22 protein-coding genes and 1 other annotated feature are annotated in these 21228 nt (G+C 43.9%); of the genes, 9 read left to right on the top strand and 13 right to left on the bottom strand.

Features of this window, described 5'->3' with window-relative positions:
• Positions 1 to 65 precede the first annotated feature (65 nt).
• On the top strand, positions 66 to 794 hold the full coding sequence (locus LKE01_RS08445; protein WP_056981663.1) for a helix-turn-helix domain-containing protein: 729 nt from the start codon (positions 66 to 68) through the stop codon (positions 792 to 794).
• A 192-nt stretch (positions 795 to 986) separates the two neighbouring features.
• Here LKE01_RS08445 and LKE01_RS08440 read toward each other — a convergent pair whose 3' ends face one another.
• From LKE01_RS08440 to LKE01_RS08410, 8 genes are all read right to left on the bottom strand, one after another.
• Entirely contained in the window at positions 987 to 1568 is a 582-nt protein-coding gene (locus LKE01_RS08440; protein ID WP_056981661.1) for a cupin domain-containing protein, read from the bottom strand.
• An 88-nt stretch (positions 1569 to 1656) separates the two neighbouring features.
• Complete coding sequence (locus tag LKE01_RS12055) at positions 1657 to 2559, bottom strand: triphosphoribosyl-dephospho-CoA synthase (protein WP_056981659.1); 903 nt, start codon at positions 2557 to 2559, stop codon at positions 1657 to 1659.
• Complete coding sequence (citX, locus tag LKE01_RS12050) at positions 2549 to 3115, bottom strand: citrate lyase holo-[acyl-carrier protein] synthase (protein ID WP_056981657.1); 567 nt, start codon at positions 3113 to 3115, stop codon at positions 2549 to 2551. The genes LKE01_RS12055 and citX overlap by 11 nt, the downstream gene beginning before the upstream one ends.
• Before the next feature lie 182 nt (positions 3116 to 3297).
• Positions 3298 to 4836, bottom strand: coding sequence for a citrate lyase subunit alpha (citF, locus tag LKE01_RS08430; RefSeq protein ID WP_054769393.1), 1539 nt, complete (start codon positions 4834 to 4836; stop codon positions 3298 to 3300).
• The gene (gene citE, locus LKE01_RS08425) at positions 4826 to 5740 is read right to left on the bottom strand and encodes a citrate (pro-3S)-lyase subunit beta (RefSeq protein ID WP_054769394.1); all 915 of its coding nucleotides are present in this window, start codon (positions 5738 to 5740) and stop codon (positions 4826 to 4828) included. The genes citF and citE overlap by 11 nt, the downstream gene beginning before the upstream one ends.
• 1 nt (position 5741) lies before the next feature.
• Entirely contained in the window at positions 5742 to 6035 is a 294-nt protein-coding gene (gene citD, locus LKE01_RS08420) for a citrate lyase acyl carrier protein (protein ID WP_056981654.1), read from the bottom strand.
• Positions 6025 to 7083 carry a [citrate (pro-3S)-lyase] ligase gene (gene citC, locus LKE01_RS08415; RefSeq protein ID WP_056981652.1) on the bottom strand — a complete coding sequence of 353 codons (1059 nt, stop codon included), beginning with the start codon at positions 7081 to 7083 and terminating at the stop codon, positions 6025 to 6027. The genes citD and citC overlap by 11 nt, the downstream gene beginning before the upstream one ends.
• 17 nt (positions 7084 to 7100) lie before the next feature.
• On the bottom strand, positions 7101 to 8279 hold the full coding sequence (locus LKE01_RS08410; protein WP_056981650.1) for an NAD(P)-dependent malic enzyme: 1179 nt from the start codon (positions 8277 to 8279) through the stop codon (positions 7101 to 7103).
• Positions 8280 to 8520: 241 nt separating this feature from the next.
• Here LKE01_RS08410 and LKE01_RS08405 point away from each other — a divergent pair, with 241 nt between their 5' ends.
• On the top strand, positions 8521 to 9468 hold the full coding sequence (locus LKE01_RS08405) for a sugar-binding transcriptional regulator (RefSeq protein ID WP_054769395.1): 948 nt from the start codon (positions 8521 to 8523) through the stop codon (positions 9466 to 9468).
• A gap of 56 nt (positions 9469 to 9524) precedes the next feature.
• On the opposite strand, the gene LKE01_RS08400 is transcribed toward LKE01_RS08405, so the two are convergent.
• The 3 genes from LKE01_RS08400 to LKE01_RS08390 form a co-directional block, all read right to left on the bottom strand.
• Complete coding sequence (locus LKE01_RS08400) at positions 9525 to 10304, bottom strand: alpha/beta fold hydrolase (protein WP_054769396.1); 780 nt, start codon at positions 10302 to 10304, stop codon at positions 9525 to 9527.
• Between the two features lie 159 nt (positions 10305 to 10463).
• A complete protein-coding gene (locus LKE01_RS08395; protein ID WP_056981648.1) occupies positions 10464 to 11885 on the bottom strand; it encodes an anion permease in 1422 nt (473 codons plus the stop codon).
• 311 nt (positions 11886 to 12196) lie between these two features.
• Positions 12197 to 13141 carry an L-lactate dehydrogenase gene (locus tag LKE01_RS08390; RefSeq protein WP_057961356.1) on the bottom strand — a complete coding sequence of 315 codons (945 nt, stop codon included), beginning with the start codon at positions 13139 to 13141 and terminating at the stop codon, positions 12197 to 12199.
• A 673-nt stretch (positions 13142 to 13814) separates the two neighbouring features.
• Positions 13815 to 14047: a binding site (T-box leader), on the top strand.
• 67 nt (positions 14048 to 14114) lie between these two features.
• Between LKE01_RS08390 and LKE01_RS08385 the strand changes: the two genes are divergently transcribed.
• From LKE01_RS08385 to LKE01_RS08360, 6 genes are read left to right on the top strand one after another with little or no spacing between them, the layout of a single operon-like run.
• The gene (locus LKE01_RS08385) at positions 14115 to 15125 is read left to right on the top strand and encodes a uroporphyrinogen decarboxylase family protein (RefSeq protein ID WP_169790307.1); all 1011 of its coding nucleotides are present in this window, start codon (positions 14115 to 14117) and stop codon (positions 15123 to 15125) included.
• An 11-nt stretch (positions 15126 to 15136) separates the two neighbouring features.
• Positions 15137 to 15883, top strand: coding sequence for an amino acid ABC transporter ATP-binding protein (locus LKE01_RS08380; protein ID WP_003557958.1), 747 nt, complete (start codon positions 15137 to 15139; stop codon positions 15881 to 15883).
• Positions 15884 to 15897: 14 nt separating this feature from the next.
• Positions 15898 to 16569 (top strand): ABC transporter permease subunit, encoded by a 672-nt coding sequence (locus LKE01_RS08375; protein WP_056981642.1) that lies wholly within the window; start codon positions 15898 to 15900, stop codon positions 16567 to 16569.
• Positions 16570 to 16586: 17 nt separating this feature from the next.
• Positions 16587 to 17348 (top strand): amino acid ABC transporter permease, encoded by a 762-nt coding sequence (locus LKE01_RS08370; RefSeq protein WP_056981640.1) that lies wholly within the window; start codon positions 16587 to 16589, stop codon positions 17346 to 17348.
• Between the two features lie 2 nt (positions 17349 to 17350).
• The gene (locus tag LKE01_RS08365; protein ID WP_003557964.1) at positions 17351 to 18208 is read left to right on the top strand and encodes a transporter substrate-binding domain-containing protein; all 858 of its coding nucleotides are present in this window, start codon (positions 17351 to 17353) and stop codon (positions 18206 to 18208) included.
• 14 nt (positions 18209 to 18222) lie between these two features.
• On the top strand, positions 18223 to 18693 hold the full coding sequence (locus LKE01_RS08360; protein WP_082619715.1) for an L-2-amino-thiazoline-4-carboxylic acid hydrolase: 471 nt from the start codon (positions 18223 to 18225) through the stop codon (positions 18691 to 18693).
• A gap of 446 nt (positions 18694 to 19139) precedes the next feature.
• Here LKE01_RS08360 and LKE01_RS08355 read toward each other — a convergent pair whose 3' ends face one another.
• Both LKE01_RS08355 and LKE01_RS08350 read right to left on the bottom strand, forming a co-directional pair.
• Complete coding sequence (locus LKE01_RS08355) at positions 19140 to 19724, bottom strand: recombinase family protein (RefSeq protein ID WP_056981638.1); 585 nt, start codon at positions 19722 to 19724, stop codon at positions 19140 to 19142.
• Positions 19725 to 19835: 111 nt separating this feature from the next.
• Positions 19836 to 20699: a hypothetical protein gene (locus LKE01_RS08350; protein ID WP_056981635.1), complete on the bottom strand. Its 864-nt coding sequence runs from the start codon at positions 20697 to 20699 to the stop codon at positions 19836 to 19838.
• 287 nt (positions 20700 to 20986) lie between these two features.
• On the opposite strand from LKE01_RS08350, the gene LKE01_RS12355 reads away from it, so the two are divergent.
• Positions 20987 to 21064, top strand: coding sequence for a putative holin-like toxin (locus LKE01_RS12355; RefSeq protein WP_076661461.1), 78 nt, complete (start codon positions 20987 to 20989; stop codon positions 21062 to 21064).
• Positions 21065 to 21228 lie beyond the last annotated feature (164 nt).

Below are 21228 nucleotides of genomic sequence, written 5' to 3'. Positions count from 1 at the left end.
CTATACTCCTTCTTGAGTAGACAAGCAAATAATTAAAGCTTGCTTACCTAGGAAGGAGTTTTTGTATGGGCCGAAAAGGGTCTAGATATACCTTAGAGGAAAAGCTCTTCTACATTGGTTTACTTCAAGACGGAACCGCAAACCCTCATCAAATAGAAAGTCAATATGGGGTTAAGCACGACCAAGTAAAACAGTGGTTAGAAAGGTATCAGATTAGAGGAGTTGATGGTCTTAAAAGAACCACAAAGCAACAATATTCAAAAGAATTCAAACTTGGCGTCATTCAGGAATATCTGGCCGGAGATACATCGTATTCAGAATTAACAAGAAAATACGAAGTTTCAAACGTTGGGGTTATCTCCCAATGGGTTTCTCGGTATACTAGTGGGAAATTACTAGATTCTAGTTCTACTAGGAGGAGACCCCGATTGAAGAATGGACGAAAAACCACCAAGCTTGAACGAATTGAGATTGCGGAATGGACAATTGCCCACGAAAAGCATTACACCGAAGCCGCCAATCATTTTGAAGTTTCGTATGGCCAGGTCTATAGCTGGGTTAACAAATATGAAAAAGATGGTGCGGACGGATTAGCTGATCGTCGTGGAAAAGCTAAAGAAGATAATGGTCATCTTTCTGAATTGGAAAAGAAGGACTTGGAGATTAAGCGTCTGAAGGCACGATTGGAATATGTTTCAACTGAGGCAGCTATTCTAAAAAAACTTCAGGAAATCGAAAGGAAGGATGCCCCCAACAAAAATATCAAGCCGTTCAAACACTCTCCCAAAAAGTAAATCCGGACACGAAATAGAAATATGTGGATGTAAGCTTATTCCTCACGAGTACCGAACACCTGAATGTTTGTGTCTGTAATTCCCAGTAATTTAAGTGTATTATCTAGTTGAGACATCTATTCATACCCCGCTTATCTTGAGTTTCGTCGCTTAAAGCATAGCACTAGGGAGGCTTAGATGCTTTTTTTGTTATCAAAAAGGGCCTAGTACTTTTGGAATGGAAATACTTTCCAACACCAAAAATTCTAGACCCGAAATTTCGTGCTGGGCAAACTTACTGTTGTCGTGCAGCTGCGTAATCACATCGTGAATTGCTAACATCATTTGGCTGACGACTACCTGAATGGACAACGTTAATTCGAAATCTTGATGATTTTCGCCGTTAATTTCAATTAGCCTGGTTAAATGGGGCGTAACCAATCGCGCTAATGCGGTTTCTCGAGGATATACGTAAATCAGGTTTTGGCTTAAAAACAATTGCAGCTTGGGATCATCCACCGCTAAATCGAAGCTAAAATATGTCACATCCTCATCAGATCGGGCATTAAAGTCCAAGTTGGGTGGCAGTGCTAACACGTCACCCTTTTCCAATCTGAAGTGACCGTTTGCGATGTCCACATGGGCCCTGCCGCTTAACAGAACCCCAATTCGAAAATGAGCATTTCGTTTGAAAGTGAGCAGTTGTTTCTGTTTAACCCGATGTTCACCAGCCGCTAAAAAATCAAAGCCGCAATGAAGGTCCGGAAAACTGATCCGGTGCGTGTTTCTATTCAAGTTGGCCACCTCTTTTCACTTTACTATTCATCTTTGATTATACCATCGATTGTTAATAGCTGAACAAATAGTGTCGTGAAAAAAGTCGTTAATTGGTATTTTGATCACTACGAATAATGCCATTTCGGAGGGCCAAAAAGATCGTTAAAATTAACAGATCAGCAGACCCCCCGAGGCTTAAATTCTCCTGTTTAAATTTCTGATTCAACTTTTGGAGAAACGAAACCCCCTCAGCAGTCTGACTGCCGCCTAATTCAAAAAATCGGGTTACCCATTGACGCACCCGCAACAAAATATCGGGATTACCAGAGCGTTTAATCAAATTCGAGTCATCCGCATATAACAAAATATGCAACAGGGTATCTAATAACCGTTCGTTTATACTTCCCGTACGTCTTGCTAAGAATGGGTAGGCATGGTTCATGACCACCGGAAAGCCGGCAGCCGCTTCGCCCCGGATTCCCAAAAAGCCGTACTTCACGTACTGATACTCCCCGGCGGTTAAGTTGCGAACGTCGTGCATGTCCCCATTGGCTAAATCATGATCGATCAGTGCCGCCAACATTTTTTGAATCACCTGCATAAGACCAGCATTCCCCGTGGGAACCACTTTTGGATGACGATCCTGAAAGGCCGCCGCTGTCAGCATAATGCCCAGTGAAAATATTGCGCCCTTGTGCGTATTCACGCCATGGGTTGCGCCAAACATATCCTTCTCTGCTTCAATTCCAGCTGGCCGAATCGTTTGAAAGAGGTCCGGCAACGCGGTTAATCCACCAGTAAACTGTTCGCCAGCGGCCACGCATTCATCAAAGTAGCGCCGCAGACTCACCGCCGAGTCGATAAACATAAATACATTCATATCAGGATGGGGCCCGGCGTCCACCGGATCAACTAATCCGGGCTTGGGATTCACAGAAACTTCGTAGAGCATTGCCGCCAGCGCCGTCGAAACCAGTTGCCTTGCGTGGGTTGTTTCACTAATCGTCATTAACCACTCCCGCCTCACCCTTAAATTCTTGGTCAAACACTTGACTAATTTTGACCTGCAATTCGCTGATCGAATGTCGTCGAGACCGGGCACATGCCTTTGCCGGCCGCCCACAAATAAAGCACTTGCGAACCGGCAACCCAAGCTTTGTCCGCGACAACGCCGTCGATTGGCCATGACCGAAGACGTCCACATCAAATAGCCGGCCAAACGCATCTTGATCTTCAAAGGCCACCGCTTGCCGCTTTACCGTTTCAAGGGCCCCGGAAACCGTCAAAAAAGCCTCATTACCAGTGGGTTTATCCCACTGAGCCACTAATTTTACAGCGGCATTGGTCGCCTGAAGCAATTGGATCAGACTTAATAAGCCGTGATTGAACCCCCGATGGAGCTGATCGTTATTCTTAATTGGGCCGGGAATGTTCAACTTGACGGCTAAAATACTGTCATCTGGATAGTCCGTCACCAATTTCTTCTGGAAAGCCACCCGGGCATCCTTACTTTCTAACACAGCAGTGATATCTTGTGGCTCACCGGTTTCAAACAATTTAGTCATCAAACCTCCCTCCCTTATGTATGTAAAAGCCCCTGCGTGCCAAGAATGCAGCAGTGGGCTTATGAATCAGAGTGCGACAAGGCTCGGTAGGTGCGGTGTCTAAGGGTGAAATGTCATAAATCCCAGTCCTGGATTCTTGGCATTTTATCTTTAGACGTTAGCGCCTGAGCCGTCGGAGCACTCTAATCCTTTACCTCATTAATCGCATCAATAATACTACCATCCCGATACTCAACCAAAGCCACGGTCCGGTCCGTAAATTCCAGGGGCTTTGGCTTGCCGACTTTCTTTTCAGCCATCTGCTGCAATTCTTCGATCGTGTAAACCGGAACTCCTGGCAGGTTAGCGAAAGCCTTCTGCAAGTCCTTGCGCTTTGGATTGATCGCAATACCGTATTCGGTCACCAGAACGTCCACAGAATCACCCGGGGTCACGTTCGTCGTCACCTTAGGCACCACCGTCGCAATTCGGCCCCGAACAAGCGGTGCGGAAATAATCGTTAATTTGGCAGTCGCAGCGTCCTGGTGTCCGCCAACAGCGCCCCGGATCACACCATCTGAACCGGTCATGACATTGACATTAAAGTCTGTATCAATTTCCAACGCACTTAAAATGACAATGTCCAGCTGATCCACCATGGCCCCTTTATTATCAGGATCAGCGTACCATGACGCATCGATTTCCTGCTGGTTCGGGTTGGTGTGCATTGAAGCAGCAGCACCCTTGTCAAAATCCTGAACGTCCATGACGCGGCGGACCAAGCCCTCTTCAAGCAAATCAGTGGTTGGCTTTGTGATGCCCCCTAAGGCGAACGATGCCTTGATCTGGTTATCAATCATCGCTTGCCGTAAGTAGCGGGTAACGGCCAGTGCGGCGCCGCCTGAACCGGTCTGAAACGAAAAGCCATCCTTGAAGTACGGTGAGTGAACAATCACATCGTTAACCATCGCCGCAATCTTCAATTCCTTAGGATCCTTGGTGAACCGGGTAGCACCGGAACCAATCTTGTCCGGATCGCCTACCTTGTCAACCTTCACGACGTAATCCACCTGTGTTTGCTTGATAGAGGCCGGCGTATTGGGATACGGCATGATGTTGTCCGTCAGTAAAACGACGTTGTCGGCATACTGAGCGTCCATTAAAGCATACCCCAATGAGCCAAAGACAGCGTCGCCCTGCATCCCATTGGCATTTCCTAATTTATCAGCGTTAGGCACGCCCAAGAAGGCGACGTCAATCTTGATATCGCCGTGTTCGATTGCCCGAGCCCGGTTCCCATGAGAACGAAAAATCACCGGATTCTTCAGGCCGCCGTGGGAAACAAAGTCGCCCAGTGAGCCGCGCATCCCGGAACTGGTAATGTTGGTGATGGTGCCCTTCTTAATGGCCTCAATCACGATATCATTCATGACCCCCGTCAATGAAGAAGGTGCCAGTGTCAGATTCTTAATCCCCTGATCAATAATCACGCGCATGACTTTGTTAAACACAAAGTCCCCGTTTCGGAAGTGGTGGTGAAATGAAATCGTCATCCCGTCTTTAACCGTCTTTTTAACAACGTCTTCAATGGAGTCCACCAACTTATCGTCACCAGTGGAGACATGAACCTTTGGCGCCACTCGTTGTACTTGCGGCTTCCCAATTTCAGTGCTCTTAAAGCCTTCGTAATTTAGCTGTTTCATCAAATCATCTGGTAATTTCCGACCAACACTATTTTTCAATGTAGTTTCCCTCCTCATCAACTAAGTGAGACGCCTTGGCAAGCATCATAACCCGCTGAGCTCGGAGAACCACTGGTCGATCAACCATTTGACCGTTCATTGAAATCACTCCAGATCCCTTCATTCGGGCTTCTTTAATTGCATTAATGACATTCTTGGCATTTTCAACTTCTTTTTCGGTTGGTTCGTAAACTTTATTAACCATCGCAATCTGCCGCGGGTTAACCAGGGACTTGCCGTCAAACCCAAGTTGGTGGATGTAGTTGGTCTCACGGTAAAAGCCTTCGGTGTCATCCATGTTGGTAAAGACGGTATCAAACGCCGCAATCCCGGCAGCCCGGGCGGCATGAAGGACCATGTTGCGAGCAAACTGTAATTCGGCACCATCAGGATAACGGTGGGTCTTCATATCGGTGGTGTAATCTTCAGCAGACAGGGCGATGCCGATCATCCGATCAGATGCGGCCGCAATGGCTGGGGCATTCAAAACGCCCTTGGCACTTTCAATGGCGGCCATTAAATGAGTAGCGCCTTCTTTTCTGCCGAATTCTTTTTCAGCAGCTAGGACATCCTTTTCAAGGGTTTTGATCATATCGGCCGTTTCAGTCTTCGGTAACCGAATCACGTCAATGCCAGCCTTTACCATTGCTTTGATATCGTTATGGTAGTATGGCGTGTCGTCACCGTTAATTCGAACAACCAATTCGGCGTCACCATAGTCTTGGGTTTGCAAGGCTTCGTAAACTAAATCCCTGGCAGCATCCTTCTCCGCCATCGATACGGCATCTTCGAGGTCAAACATAATCGAATCAGCACCATAGATGCCGGCATCCTTGACCATTGCGGGGTTGTTGCCGGGCACAAACATCATTGTCCGTCGTAATCGTTCCTTTGTTTCGGCCATTTTACAGTACCTCCCATGCCGGCTGGTCAGCTGTCTTTAACGCACGTTGCGCAGCGGCGATCGTTCTTGCCTTAATCACACAGTCCAAGGCCCCTTTATCAAGGGCCTTCACCTTCACGTGATCAATCCCAAATTTTTTCAGGGTTTCGGTAATCACCGCGTTAATTTGATCACCAAACTGTTTTTTAACATCAGATTCAAGGTCAATCTGAATACCAGATTGACCCTTTGACAGCATGATTTGAATATCTGACGATTCCAAAGTTCCCGCAATTGCGGTCTGCTTAATTTCCATCAATAGTCATTCCTTTCGTAATGCGTGCTTGAAGCTCATGTAAGTTCTCCTTAATAAAATCATAAGTCGAACTGGGCAGCGATTCAATAATATTTGAAAGATCACCGGCCTTAATGGCTTTTCTCACCCGGGTGGCGGTAATGACAGCCCCCGTTTGGTCCTGTTTTCTGGGAACTTCAACGACCTGAACGTCTGGCGGTAGTTCCCGCTTTAGCGCCTGATTATACTGGTTGGTTGTCTTGGATAACGGCTCGCTGCCCACGTAGCGGGTCGTAATGTGCAGGGCTGGGGCAATCTGGATTTTGAACACGCGGGCATCCAGTGCCGTTTGGTAATCAGTCGCTGTGACATTGTCCGGCAAAAAATAGGCCGGAAACGTGGCGTAACTGACCATGTAGTCGCCACCAGCCACCACGACAACGTTATCCAAATCACTGAGCCCTTCACGGACAAGTTGAAGCCGTTCATCAGCACTAAACAGCGATGTGTTCGCACTGACCACAAAAACGTACACGAAGTCGTTTTCCTTAGCGGCCTTCTCAACCAGGTAGCGATGGCCGAGAGTAAACGGGTTGGCATTCATCACCACGGCGCCGATTTGCTGGTACTGCTGATTGGGCACTTTCAGCAGATCGTTCAAGTAGTCGTGAATGTTCGGGCCGCCCATTTCAAGAAAGGCCGCGACGTCCGTGTCCCCAAGCTGTTCAAAGCCAATGTGTTGAAAGCTTTCAGAATACTTTTTCTTGGTGAATACGAAGATGTGAAAGACCTGCTGCTGAAACAGGCGATTAACCAGTTCGCCGACAATTGCGTTGAACCGACTGCCGGTGGTGACGCCTTTGTTGCAGACGCCAACGTATTTCAGAACGTTGCCGGCCGCTGAACCGGTGGCAACCAGTTCGTCGCCGTTATAAATGCCGATCGTAAAGTCGATCTTATCGACTTCGCGATCGCTAAAGTTCGCGATTCCCAGCGACTTCAAGAACGCCTGCCACTTGGTGCGAACCTTGGCATCATTTAAATTTAAATCAACAATTGATTCATACATTGATCAATGATCCTCCACTAATCGGTTACTAATGCCTTGCTCGCCTTCCCGGCGTACGCCAATAACGCATTGGTAACGGTTTTAACGACGCCTTCATCAAAGACGCCGGGAACAATTTCTTCAGCTGTCGGGTTGACAATCATGCTAGCCAGGGCATTTGATACCGCTGCCTGCAAGCCGTAACCAACGTGCTTAATGCCAGCGGACAGCAGACCCTTGAACAATCCTGGAAACACCAGAATGTTGTTAACCTGATTGGGGTACTGAGACGATCCGGTAGCAATCACGGCCGCTTTAGCGTTGTTAGCAATTTCCGGATCAATTTCAGGAATCGGGTTGGCCAGGGCAAAGATAATCGGCGCATCAGCCATTCGCCCGACGTCTTCAGCAGTCATCAAGTTGGCAGTGGACAACCCAATGAAGGCATCTTTTCCCCTGATAACATCTGATAACTGACGGTTCTTAAAACTGTCATCCTGACCAAGCTTGGCGGCAAATTCCCGCTGATAACGATTGTAGCGCCCGTCATTCTTGGTAATGACACCATTCTTATCCACAAGCGTCAGATGAGTAATCCCAACGTGATACAAAAGCTTGGCAGTCGCAAGCCCGGAAGCTCCAACGCCGTTGATGACGACCTTCAAGGAATTCAGTGATTTACCAACCACCTTGGCCGCATTGATTAAACCAGCCAAAACAACGATTGCCGTGCCTTCCTGATCGTCATGGTAGACGGGAATATCTAATTGCTGAGCCAGCCGGTCTTCAATTTCGAAGCACCGCGGCGCCGCAATGTCTTCCAAATGGATCCCGGCAAAGGAACCGGCAATGTTTTTGATTGTCCGAACGGTTTCATCAACACTTGCTTGATTGACTGAGATCGGCACCGCGTTAACGCCGGCCAAGTCCTTATACAGCAAGGCCTTGCCCTCAATTACCGGCAAGCCCCCAGCCGGGCCAATGTTACCAAGTCCCAGAACGGCCGACCCGTCGGTAATCAGGGCAACCAGCTTGCCACTCATCGTGTAGCGATCCTTCAACTCTGGATGACTGGCAATCAGTTTAGAGAGAATTGCCACACCAGGCGTGTAGGCCCTTGCTAAATCCTTACGGTCATCAACCGGCAACTCAGACGCAATGTTCAATACGCCGGTATGCCGTTCATGAAGCTTTAAAACATCATCTTGCTCAGTCATTATAGGTCGTCTCCCAATCCAAATTCTGCTTTCATTATCATTATTTCTGCGTGATTTTATCTGGTTTCATTACTCACTAAATAGAATAACGCGTCTTTTAACATTTATCAAATACCTATGGATTATTTTAAATTTGTTAAAACTCAAGCCGCGATAATTTTGAATTTGAAAAGGAATTCTTCATTTGCAAAAACCTATGCTATAATATTTCTAAAGCTTCACCATTGAAAGGAACCCACCCATGAACGATGTCAAACATCAGGAACTCCTGGCCAATATCGCCCAGGACTACTACCTGTCAAAACAAACCGTTACCGATCTCTCCAAGAAGTACCAGCTCAGTCGCTACCTCATCACCAAATACTTAGATGAAGCCTTGGCAACTGGATTGGTCAAAATCAACATTGCCACGCCAATCAGCCGTAACTTCGACTTGGAGGTGCGCTTCAAAAAGGCCTTTCACCTTCGTAACGCTTTCATCCTTAAATCCTCTGACACGCCCAACGACGATAATGAAAACATCATCGAGTACGCCTCGGCCGAAATTCAGGATCTTATTCGTCAAAGCCGGATTATCGGCCTCACTTGGGGTGACACAGTGCTCAGTGTCATTTCTCACTTTCAGGCGGAAGTTCGAGACGACATCACCTTTTCACAATTTGTCGGCAATAACCTCAAGTACACATCATTGTCCGGCGCCACACCCTTAGTCGAAAAAGCCGCTTCGAAATTTGGCGCGCCTTACCAGACCATGCCGGCACCGCTGTACATTCTCAGTGATTCTGCCAGGGCCGAGCTCCAACATGAACCGGCCCTGGTCCCGGCATTTAGCACCGCTTCGAAAATGGACCTGCTATTTACCGGCTTTGGCACGTTGGCTTCGATTGACACGATTCCAGTCTGGAAGCAGCATCAATCCGAAATTTTTGACGGAGTAACGCTTGATCGGGTGGCTGGCATGCTCTATGGGCGACCGTACGACATTAACGGCACCATTCTAAACATCAAAAATGACAAAACCTTTGGCATCCCCATCGACACGGTGCTGGCAACCACCCGCCGCGTCGGCATTGTGAAGAGCAAATTCAAAGCCCGGGCCCTGTTAGGCGCCTTGCGAGGCGAGCTGCTTACTGACGTGATTACCAATGAGGGCGTTGCCAACCGGGTCCTGTTGGAAATGGGTGGCTAATCTAAATTGAATCAATGCGTAACCCCGGGATCGTTTCGACGGTCCTTTTTTGGTGCTCATTTTCGCATGAACTTTTGGAACGCCTCATAAAATGCCTCGGGTTGCTCGGCCATGATTAAGTGCCCACTGTGGTCAATCACTTTGGCGATCCCGTGTTTGGCCATCCGGGCGGTCACTGCGGCAAACTCCGGATTAAAGTACGGCGACTGCTTGCCAGCAACCACCAGCAGTGGAATTCCCAGTGCCGCCACAATATCCCGCCAATCCTGAAACGTGTGGTCCACCAGCAACGGATAGTTAAGCTGACCATCATATGGATGAGCTTTGGCCGCCGCCTTCATTTGACTGAAAACGCCGTCGCTAATCTTGTGGACAGCGGCCTTGCCCATGGGAAACTTGAGGCTGGTCGGAAAACTGTCCCAGGTTAACGATTCAAATCCATACTGCCAGGTGTCGTCACCGATCATTTTGGGTGTCTGGTCAACGTCAACTAATTTAGCAAACCGGCCCGCACCAAATAGCGATCCGTATGCAAACAGGGTGGCTGCCCCCATCGAACTGCCAATGCCAATCACGTGATCAACGTCAAGGTCACCCAGCAGTTCGGCAACGTCCAGCGCATGGCGACTCATCCGCCGCCCCCTGACAGTGTGTTCGGAAGCTCCCTGGTTGCGCGCGTCAAGATTAATGACCCGGTAGCCATTCTCAACTAACCTTGGAATGATGGCGCCAAAGACTTCTTTAACCGCCCCAATCCCAGAAAGGAGCAAAACCGCTTGGCCTTGCCCCTCATCTGTGTAGTCGAGAACGACGTGATCACTGGTTTGAAATTTGATCGTTATCCCTCCTTAAGAATCCTAATATGACATTGCTGAAACGTGGCACGTAAAGCAGCTTCCGGCCATATAAGGGCGTCAGCCAACCATCCAAGACCAGGATATTCGGCTGACGCTTTTATATTATGGAAGCTAACCGCTTTTCGGACCACTCTGAACTTACCACAGTCCAATCACTTTCATCCAAAGCGCACCGATGCCAATCCAAACAACGATGTAGAAAAGCCCCAGAATGAAGTTCATGCGCCACCAATCAGATTGTTTGACGTAACCGGAACCAAATAACACGGTTGCCGGACCGTTAGCAAAGTGAGTGGTTGACCCAAAGATCGCCCCTGTAAAACCGAGCACGATGGCTGCCATAACGGCAGGTGCGCCGGCAGAAATCGCAACGCCCAGTAGTGCCGAATACATTGCGGTCACGTGGGCGGTCCCGCTGGCAAACAGGTAGTGAGAATAGAAGTAAACCAGTACCAGAATCAACAGCACCCAAATCCAGCTAATGCCGGAAACGGAAGTCTTGATGGTCTCCGATAACCACGGAATAACGCCCAGAGTATTCAATTCTGTCGCCATGAAGATCAACACTGAGAACCATAGCAGCGTGTTCCAAGCACCGGTTTCCTTTAGGATATCCTGAATCGATAACACCCCGGTGAGCAGTAGCAGTGAAACGGCCATGAATGCAACCAAGGCGGCATCCATTCCGATGAAGCTGGAAATCATCCACATAACCAGCGCAAAGACAAACACGCCGGCCATCATTTTTTCAGGTAACGAGAACTTACCCATTTTATCCAATTCGGTGTCCGCCCATTCCTTCGCGTTCGGCGTTTCCTTAATCTCAGGCGGGTACATCTTGTAAATGAGCCACGGGACACAAATTAACGAAATAATAGCAGGTACTAAGCCAGCGATAAACCAGGTCATCCACGGAATGGTGACGTGCAGGGCTTTAGCAAGGGCAACGGCAACCAGGTTAGGCGCCATTGCGGTCATGAACAAACCACTGGTGATGATGTCGCCGTGAAACTCTTCGAAGACCAAGAAGGCCCCCATTTTACGAGCGGTCCCGTCCTTAGGATCCGATCCATAGGTGTGAGCCAGTGAATCGATGATTGGGTAAACAATTCCGCCTGAACGAGCGGTGTTACTTGGGGTAGCTGGTGCGGTTACCAAATCAACGGCAATCAGCGAATAGGCCAGCCCCAACGATTTCTTACCAAACAGCCGGACAAACAGTAACGCAACTCTGCGACCAAACCCGGTCTTAATGAAGCCCCGCGACAGGAAGTACGCCATGGCGATCATCCAAACGGTTGGGTTACCAAATCCCATTGCGGCGTTATCCATATCGACTAAGCCCAGGGTAACGGTGATGGTAAAGCCAAGCAGCGCAACCGCGCCAATTGGCATTGGCTGGGTAATACACCCAATGATGGTTCCAACAAAAATAGCTAACATGTGCCAGCCGGCAACTGGAATGCCCGCGGGCTTAAACGGGGTACACAGCCAGATAATCAACGCAATAGCGATCGGCCAGATGAATTTCTGATACTTAATTTTCTCTAAGTGTTCCATATAGAATTATCCCCTTTGTTTGAAACGGATCCATACGCGATCCCCTTCATTAATTGGTGCAATGAAGATCAATCAACATTTGAAACGCATCCCCGATTTGTGAATTAATTCAAATGCCAATCGTTCAGGAAACGGTTTCATCAAAACTCAATTTAAAATATGACTGATCCAACACCTCCCTAAGTGCATGATCAAAGTGTTTCTATTGTGACTTTATTAACAAATATAGTCAAATAAAAAGCAGTGAGCATGTTTTATTGTTTTCAATAATACCACCGCTATTAAGAATTATAGAAAGTTTACATGTCTGGTTATGCGTTCATTAATACTTCTGCCATTTGGCGAGCCGATCGGATCATCTGCGCTTTTTCATCGGCTGATAAGGGTTCCTCAATGACTTTAGCAATTCCCCGGGAGTTGATCAAGGCCGGACTGCCAATGTAAATGTCATTCAAGCCATATTCACCGCTTAGTGGGGCACTAACGGGCACTACCATATTTTCATTATTTAAGATTGCCCGGGTGAGCATCGTCAGCCCGTAAGCAACCCCGTAAAAGGTGGCGCCCTTTAAGCCGATAATTTTACCACCCTTTTTGCGAACATCCACTTCAATTTGATCCAACTCGTCATCGGTAATGTTCTTTTCCATGGCAACCGTCCGCAAGGCCCGGCCGCGAATGGTGGCTTCGTCGTATGCCGCAAACGAACTGTCGCCGTGCTCACCCAAGATGTTGGCGTCAATATCCTGCAAATTCACTTGAAATTTGTTGGCCAGTGCCACTTGAAGCCGGGCGGAATCAAGCGATGTTCCCGTTCCAATAACGCGGGTCCGTGGAAATCCAGAAATTCGCTGGGTAATCGTCGTTAAGATGTCAACTGGATTGGCAGATACTAAGAAAATGCCATTAAAGCCGCTATCAACAATTGTGCGCACAATTGACTCGAGGATGCGGGCGTTTTTAGAAACCAAATCCAAGCGGGTTTCGCCTGGTTTTCTGGGAACCCCGGCAGTAATCACAACTAAATCAGCGTCTTTGGCGTCTGAATACTCCCCGGCACGAATCCCCATTGGTCCAGCCATTGGCATCACGTCTTCAAGATCGATCACGTCGCCTTCAGCGTGATCCTTGGCAACGTCAACGACCACTAATTCGTCAGCGATTTGAGATTGAATTAATGAAAAGGCATATGATGACCCAACGGCCCCGTCACCGACAAGGACAACTTTTTTTGATTTATGAATTTGATTTAACATAACGGCATCTCCATTCGTTTGACGTTTCTCTATCGCCTGCAAGTCTGAGGAAAGCAACGGCATTTTCGTCCTCTTTGTGAATTCATATACATTGTATGCCATCGCTTCAAAAATGTCAAAATATATCGATTATTTTTCAAAATTTAAATGGCAATTTGCAATTTTGTGATAAAGTAAGCGGTTTTTATTATAATTCTAAGGTTTTTCTCATTAAAAATGGTCAAATCTTTTCGGCCCTACGCCACCCTAAAGGGATTTATTAAAAAGCAATGTGAAGGAAATCACGATTAATTTCTTACTCATGATTGCCCGTTTAGAGATGCGTCGACTGGGAATGCCGTTAGCTTGCATGATCATAACTTACTTTAAAAAATAATCAGTTGGAAAAACGTATATGGGGTAGATTGCAAATTTAATCCGAATTTTTGGACAAATTTGCAATCTACCAAATTAATTAAATATATTGGTTTCGAAAATTTCACTTTTTCTCGAAATGTCGAATTAACTGTTGCACTTGATTTGACACGTCGGAATAAAGAGGTAATCAATAACGTTAAAAATATTTTTTATTTCACCATTAAATCAGTCATGAAATTGATTACTATTAGAGTGCTTCTTAAAAAAACTGTTGATTAATTAAAAAATGGTGTTATTATTTATAATAATCTTAATACAGCACGTGATGAAGAGAAGAGTAACAATAATCGTTCTTCTAAAGAGAACTGCCGGATGGTGAAAGACAGTAGGAATGGTCATTGTGAAGATGAACTCTGAACATTGATTGATGTTAACGCATTAACCACGGAAGGATCCGTTACTATCTCTGGCATCATGGGTGTCGTTGAGGTAATTCATGCAAGTGGATTATGAATTTAGGGTGGTAACACGAAAGCTTTCGTCCATTGACTATGTATAGCATACATATGGTCAAGGAACGGAAGCTTTTTTATTTTTAGCTGATGGAGGCTGCATGATGAGTAGAGAAGAATTGTTAAATGCATTTGAGAATAAAAAGGAACAGGAAATCCCCGTGTCTTTTTGGCATCACTACGCAAAGGACGAATTTGTGCCTGCAAATGAACACCCGGAAATTACCGGGATCAATGTTGAAGGACATGCCAAGTATGTTGATGATGTAAACCCGGATTTTGTTAAGTTAATGACTGATGGCTATTTTCAATATGATTTTCAGAATGTGACCGACGTTCATGATCTGCATTCGCTTATCCAACTAACCAACATTCCAAATGATTATTGGTGGTTAAAAGGTCAACGTGACCTGATTAAGAAGCAAAAAAATGTCATTCACGGTAAATATAGTTTCTATAATGTTTTTTCGCCAGTCACCATTTTGAAATGGGCCTTGGTTGATGAAACAAAGGAGCCCTTAACCAACGGAGATAAGCGTTTTGCGGATCTATACGCACAAAGCCCGGAACTGCTTCACGATGTACTTAAGAAAATTGCAGGGGATATTAATAAACAAGTGGATGCAGCAATCGATGCGGGCGCTGACGGCATTTATTACAGTACACAATCCATTCAAGATGATCGGGCTGATAACAAAGACTTTTTTGACTACATTCAAAAACCGGCAGACTTTTCAGTAATTAACGAAATCAACCGGAAGGCGCCGATTAACATTCTCCATGTTTGCGGATTTGATCAGGCCAAAAATCATCTTGAATGGTATACGGATTATCAGCTGCAAATCATTAACTGGTCAACACATGTTGACGGTTATACATTGGGTGAAGGTAAAAAGTTGTTTGGCGATCGAGTTGTTCTTGGTGGCTTTGGCATCACTGAACAAGATGTTTTATATAGCGGAACCAAGCAGGATATTCAAAAAGAAGCACAAAGAATTGTAAGCGAAGCAGGAACGAAGGGTGTCTTGATTGGTGCCGACTGTACGATCAAAAGAAATACGCCGATTGAACATATTAAGTGGGCACAAGAAGCCGTCCATGCACTAACAAAATGAGGTGAGCAATTATGCCATTATTAACAGTTAACCAATTAGATAAAACAGTGGATAACAATCATATCTTAAAGAATATCGATTTTCAGATTTCGAAGGGTGAAGTCATTGTGGTTATCGGTCCAAGTGGATCCGGGAAAACAACCTTTATTTCAAATTTGAATTTTTTAAATAATGCCGATAAAGGTGAGATGAATTTTCGGGATAAGAAGATTGATCTATCTTCACCTAAAAAAGATGACGTACTTTGGGTTCGACGGCACATTGCAATGGTTTTTCAGAATTACAATTTGTTTAAAAATAAAACGGCCTTGGAAAATATTACAGAAGGTTTGATTCATGGCCAAGGTAAATCCAGAGATGAGGCCAATCAAATTGCACTTGAAGAACTTAAGAACGTTGGTCTTTCTGAAAAGAAAGATGCCTATCCTTCACAATTGTCAGGTGGTCAAAAACAAAGAATCGGAATTGCCAGAGCGACTGCCTTGAAACCGGATATTATTTTGTTCGATGAACCAACCTCGGCGTTGGATCCAGAGTTGGTTGGAACCGTTGTTCAGGATATGGATCACCTTGCGCAACAGGGACAAACAATGATTGTTGTGACGCATTTAATGTCATTTGCCAAGAAAGTTGCGACTAAAGTCCTGTTTTTCGCGGATGGTGCTATTTTGGAAAGCGGCACACCGGATCAAATCTTTAATCATCCAAAGGAAAAACGAACCAAAGAATTTCTATCCGCAATTGCGGAGGATCGTTAAGGGGGCGGCATATCATGAAAGTGATTAAAATATTAGCTGCACTTGTTGGTGGATTGCCAAATACGATTACTTTGTTGATTGCCTCGTTTATTTTTTCGAGTTTAATCGGCATTGGCGTTGCGTTTCTATCACTTCAGGACGACAAAGTCGGCAAATCGGTTTCTCGTGTGTACATTGGCCTTGTTCGCGGTACACCACCGCTGTTGATGCTCTTACTAACCTATTATGGCCTACCCAAGTTGCTGTCGTTTATTGGAATTGATTCCAACAATTGGGCAAAAATTATTTTTGGTATTTTTGGATTATCGGTTGGTTGGGGCGGTTATATGGCAGAAGCATTTCGATCAGCTTATCTGTCAGTTGACGAAGGCCAAATTAAGGCTGCCTACTCCGTTGGAATGACTGGAGAGACGGCACTTAGAGAAATTATTCTTCCTCAGGCTTTCTTAATTGCAATTCCCAATGTTGAGAATTTATTGATTGGGCTTTTGAAGGCAACGTCGTTGGTTTATGTCATTGGTTTGGCGGATATGTATCAAAATGCCAGCAACTTGTCCAACGTCAACCAAGGTGTTTATCAGCTTAAAATCTTTATTATATTAGCACTGATTTATTGGATCTTGGCATCCCTTATCGAATGGGGATTTCGGACCTATCAGTCACATTTTGCACACGTTGAGGCATAGAGGAAAGGAGGCATATAATGGATTTTCATTTTATGATTGATTCATTACCCAAACTGATCTCGGTAATTCCGATGACTATTTATATCTCAGTTGTTTCCGTTATAGTAGGGTTCGCTCTTGCAGCGATCATTGCCATTATAAGGGAGAAAAAAATTAAAGTTCTTTCTCAAATCTTTGCAGTGTTGGTATCATTTGTCCGTGGCACGCCAATCTTAGTGCAATTGTACGTTATTTATTATGGCTTGCCACAATTCTTGTATTATTTACAAAATCAGGGTGTCAATGTTAAGCCGGGAAGTTTACCACATTTGGTGATTGCAATTTCTGCTTACTCATTAAATGCGGCAGCCAACTTATCTGAGACAATTCGATCCGCTTATCATTCAGTTGATAAGGATCAATACCAGGCAGCGTTATCTGTTGGTATGACACCAAGTTTAAGCATGAGAAGAATTGTGATTCCTCAATTAATTCCGAATTTAATCCCTAATTTTTCAAATTTTTTCTTAGATTTGATCAAGGATACGGCATTGGTTTATAACATCGGGATCATTGAAATTATGGCTAAATCAAATATTATTGCGTCATTCGGCTTTAAGTATTTGGAGACCTACTTGGACGCATTGCTTTTATATTTGGTCATTTGTTTTGTGTTTGGGAAAATACTTAGTCTTACTGAAACGTACGTTACTAGAAGGGTATTTAGTGGGAAGACCCATTCTGTTATAAAAAAAACACCGCAAGTTGATGAAACAGAAGCGAAAGTTGGAGGTAATTAAGAATGTCGAAAAAAGGTTATATTTATTCAGCAATTGCAGTTGTTATTGTAGTGGCAATCGGTGCCGCACATTTTCTTAGCAAAAATTCGAGCAGCAACCAAAAAGTAACAACCATTAACGTTGCCGGAGTGACAACCAACAGACCTTACACATTTCCAAAAGGTGGCAAGATTAGTGGCTATGATGGTGAATTGCTTCAAAAAATTGATAAGGATTTGCCTCAATATAAATTCAACTATTCAACGGCTTCTCAAAACTCGGTTTTCGTTGGATTACAATCCGGAAAATACGATTTAGCCAGTTCGGGATTCTGGTATTCGGCTGATCGTGCGAAGACCTATCTTTTATCCAAACCGGTCGGGTTAGCAGATTTGCGGTTGGTTTATCGTTCAAATGAAGGAAACATCAAAGGATTCCAAGATATTGTTAAGAAACATTTGAAACTTGCCCCAATTTCCAGTGATGATGCCCGTTATAACGTTGTTGAAGATTACAATAAACAAAATCCCAAATACAAGGTTAATTTAAAAGCAATTGGTGATGTGACGGCGGGGGACGCATTAAAGCAGCTACAGGAAAAGCAGTTTGATGCGGTCTTCTATCCATATCAAGCATACTTCCCAGTTAGAGACTCAGGGGGCGCTAAAGGATTGACAGTTTCGCCTTCGTTAGGCCTTAAGAATGACTACTTCTACGCAAATAAATCAGACAAAAATAAGAAACTGCTTAAAGCTGTTAATGCTGATTTGAAGAAACTTAAGAAGAGTGGCTACTTGGAAAAATTGTCAAAGAAGTGGCTTGGCGAAGACGTCTTTAAATTAAAGGGCGCCCAAGCGTCATGGGATAACGATAAAAATTAATTGAGGTGAAATATATGGCGTCTGAAAATGAGAAAAGATCTCGGATTGCGGCAACTATGACGCGGATGCTTGATGAGGCAAAGGCACATGGCCTTGACGATAAATTTGCAATTAAAGCGGTTCATGATTATGGGGTTGATAACGGTCAAGATTTCAAAGAATCAATGGTCGATCCTCACGATATGAAAGAATTCGCCGACAAATTTACGGATAATCTTGAAGCAAATGTTTATGAAATGGAAACCGTCAAATCGACAGAAGATGACTTTCGAGTTCATTTCCATTATTGCCCTTACGTTAACCGATGGCTCAGGATGGGTAAGACTACTGACGAGATGGCCAACCTATGTGATATTTGCATGAAGGGTGATCGGGCAGTTGCAGAAAATTTTGATGATATTGATTTTGACCTTGGCAGTACTATTGCCAAGGGAAACCCGTATTGCGAAGTTCGTTATTTTAAGACCCGTAAAACTAAAGAATAATGGAGGACTGCTTTCCATGACAATTTCACTTGCTATCCGTAATGATGATTTAAAAAGGACGTGGCCATATTGAAGGATTGCCATATCCATTCTTTATTGATTGACAAAGTAAAGATGCAGATTGAATCGCTCAATTAAAAGAACAGGAATCAGCTTACATCCATGTTTTAGTTTCTGGTGTAATTTTCATTTTAAACTCCTCATGAATTTAGTTAACGTTAATACTAATCTATTATAAACAAAATCTTAAGTCTAAAAATTGATTTGTTATTTTCTTAGGTATATGAAGCCATTAGATCAACGTTTATCTTTGTATTTTTCTGGATCGGAACTTTTTAATTACTTATCCAAAATGCACTAACCTCTATTAGTTTTATTTCCATATATCTGTTATTTCACTCCTATTTAAATTTTTTCTTCACTGCCCTGCTTATTTAATGAGAAATTTATCTATATACACTGAATTTCTTTCGATACCGAATAAAGGTTGTCCGCTTAATCCCGGTATTTCGAGCCACATCCACATCGCTCATACCATTTTGATAAAGTTTAAAGGCATGTAACAAACGGGGATCATCTTCAGCGTATTGAGGTTTGCGACCATGATATTTGCCCTGCTGTTTGGCTAGGGAAATCCCTTGTTGCTGACGCTCAATGATCCGCTTACGTTCACTTTCAGCTTGGTATTTATAAAGTTCAATAATGAGGTTGGTCATGAGTTGACGTAAATTGGGGTCAGCAATCCCTGTCATGGACGGTAAATTCAACACATCAAGGGTGGCACCCTTATTTTGAATGGAGTTCATGATCTTAGTCAAATCCTGGTTGTTTCGGCCCAAGCGGTCTAATTCAGTAACCAGGACAATATCGCCTTCACGGATATAGGCCAGCATTTTTTGCAGTTCTGGCCGATTCGTGTTAGCCCCACTTAATTTATCCGTAAATAATTTATCAACGTCTTTTAAAGCCGCTAACTGTCGATCTAAATGTTGCTCCTTGGAACTCACACGCGCATAACCGATTTTAGCCATTTCCAGTTCTCCTTTTGGACAGTTCTAATGAACATTTGTAATTCCTAGTATAGCACAGAATCAAAAAAGGCCACTAGGGTATACCCTAGTGGCCGTTTAGTAGGAGGACTATCATTTCCTTTGTTCATCTATGTTCAATTGAATTTCATGCTTAAGTTTATCTACGTAGCTGCCCAAACCTTTATCAAATAACGATTTTATATTGCAAAAGTCAGTTATAGATTTGAGAGCATTTCCAACAAAGAGTGCACTAATAAATATTGGTCTATTGTCGTCTAGATTGCTTATAGGAGCCATACTGGATACATCATATTCTTGGTAAACATTAGTTGCATGTACTCTTTTAGAAGTCTGATGCATAAGGAGATTGTAACGTTCCCCTTCATTAACATATATAGCTAAGCTTTGTAAACCATGCAAGTAGTTTCCGTTCGTATCTTTGCTAACATTATAAAAATCTTTAAAGTCCTTAGGGCTAATACTGATAGAATGGTCATCAAAGAATTCTTTAATCGTATCGTTGATGTTGTCTTTTCTTTCTTCTAAATCTGATTTGTTCATGTTGGATTTGTTAGCTAGTTCTATTGCTTTGTCCCTTTGTATTATGTCTTTAGGGTTATTTGTATTAATCAATTGAGGATTAGACAAAGCATTTATACTTTTTTTAACCTCATCTTTCTTGGCAATTAAAGTATAAGCCCTCTTTTTTATTTTATATTCTGCTTTATTGCCTTTACTTTTAGTTAAATAAAGAACATAAAAATAAGTTTCCATAATGGTGCGACTAATCATTTGAGGAATAGATTTGTTTTCCTGATAATTATTTACTTCAAAACGATATAAATCAACCATATATTTAACCAGTAAAACCAATAAGTCGTACTCTTCTAGTTTTCCATGACTTTTAAGCCCTTCTGCTATTTTATTTATATTAGATTCTGCTTTTTTGGAAATAATTTTTGTGGTATCTATCAAAGAAGCACCCCTTTATCTGCAAATATTAATTAGTAACCATTCCTTTAGTCAATCTTACCACTGATTTATAAGTTATATTTGAATCACGATATCAAGAAAATCTCGCTGGTTTTTTTATTTTAGACGTGGATAAGCTGCTAGTCTGCTTGTATAATAGTATTTTGTAGAGAAGTTAAGGCGGTGGCTATTTCCGATCGGAGGTGGTGCTTATGGTGTTAAAACCTTAAAGCCCATAAATCCTAACGAAAGGAGTAGCCTAAGTGTCCGTTGCGGACGCTTTACAATTAATGCTGGCTTTCGGTACGTTTATCGTAGCCTTAATTGCATTAATTGTTGAGCTGATCAAAAGTCAGCAAAAAAAATAACCGCTTTAGCTCCGGCAAGCTAGCGGTTATTTAATCGTATTAAGTTATGCCACCGTCTTTAACGGCTCTACATGGGAAGCCCTGTTCGCACGGGGCTTCTTTTTTCTATCTATATTATAGCATGCCCTTTAAAGACTGGCTAACAATTAAAAGATTGGGTAGTT

Origin of the sequence: Lentilactobacillus kefiri (genome assembly GCF_007989105.1) — a bacterium.
In the GTDB taxonomy this organism is placed as follows: domain Bacteria; phylum Bacillota; class Bacilli; order Lactobacillales; family Lactobacillaceae; genus Lentilactobacillus; species Lentilactobacillus kefiri.
This window is presented reverse-complemented; position numbering and strand designations above follow the sequence as displayed.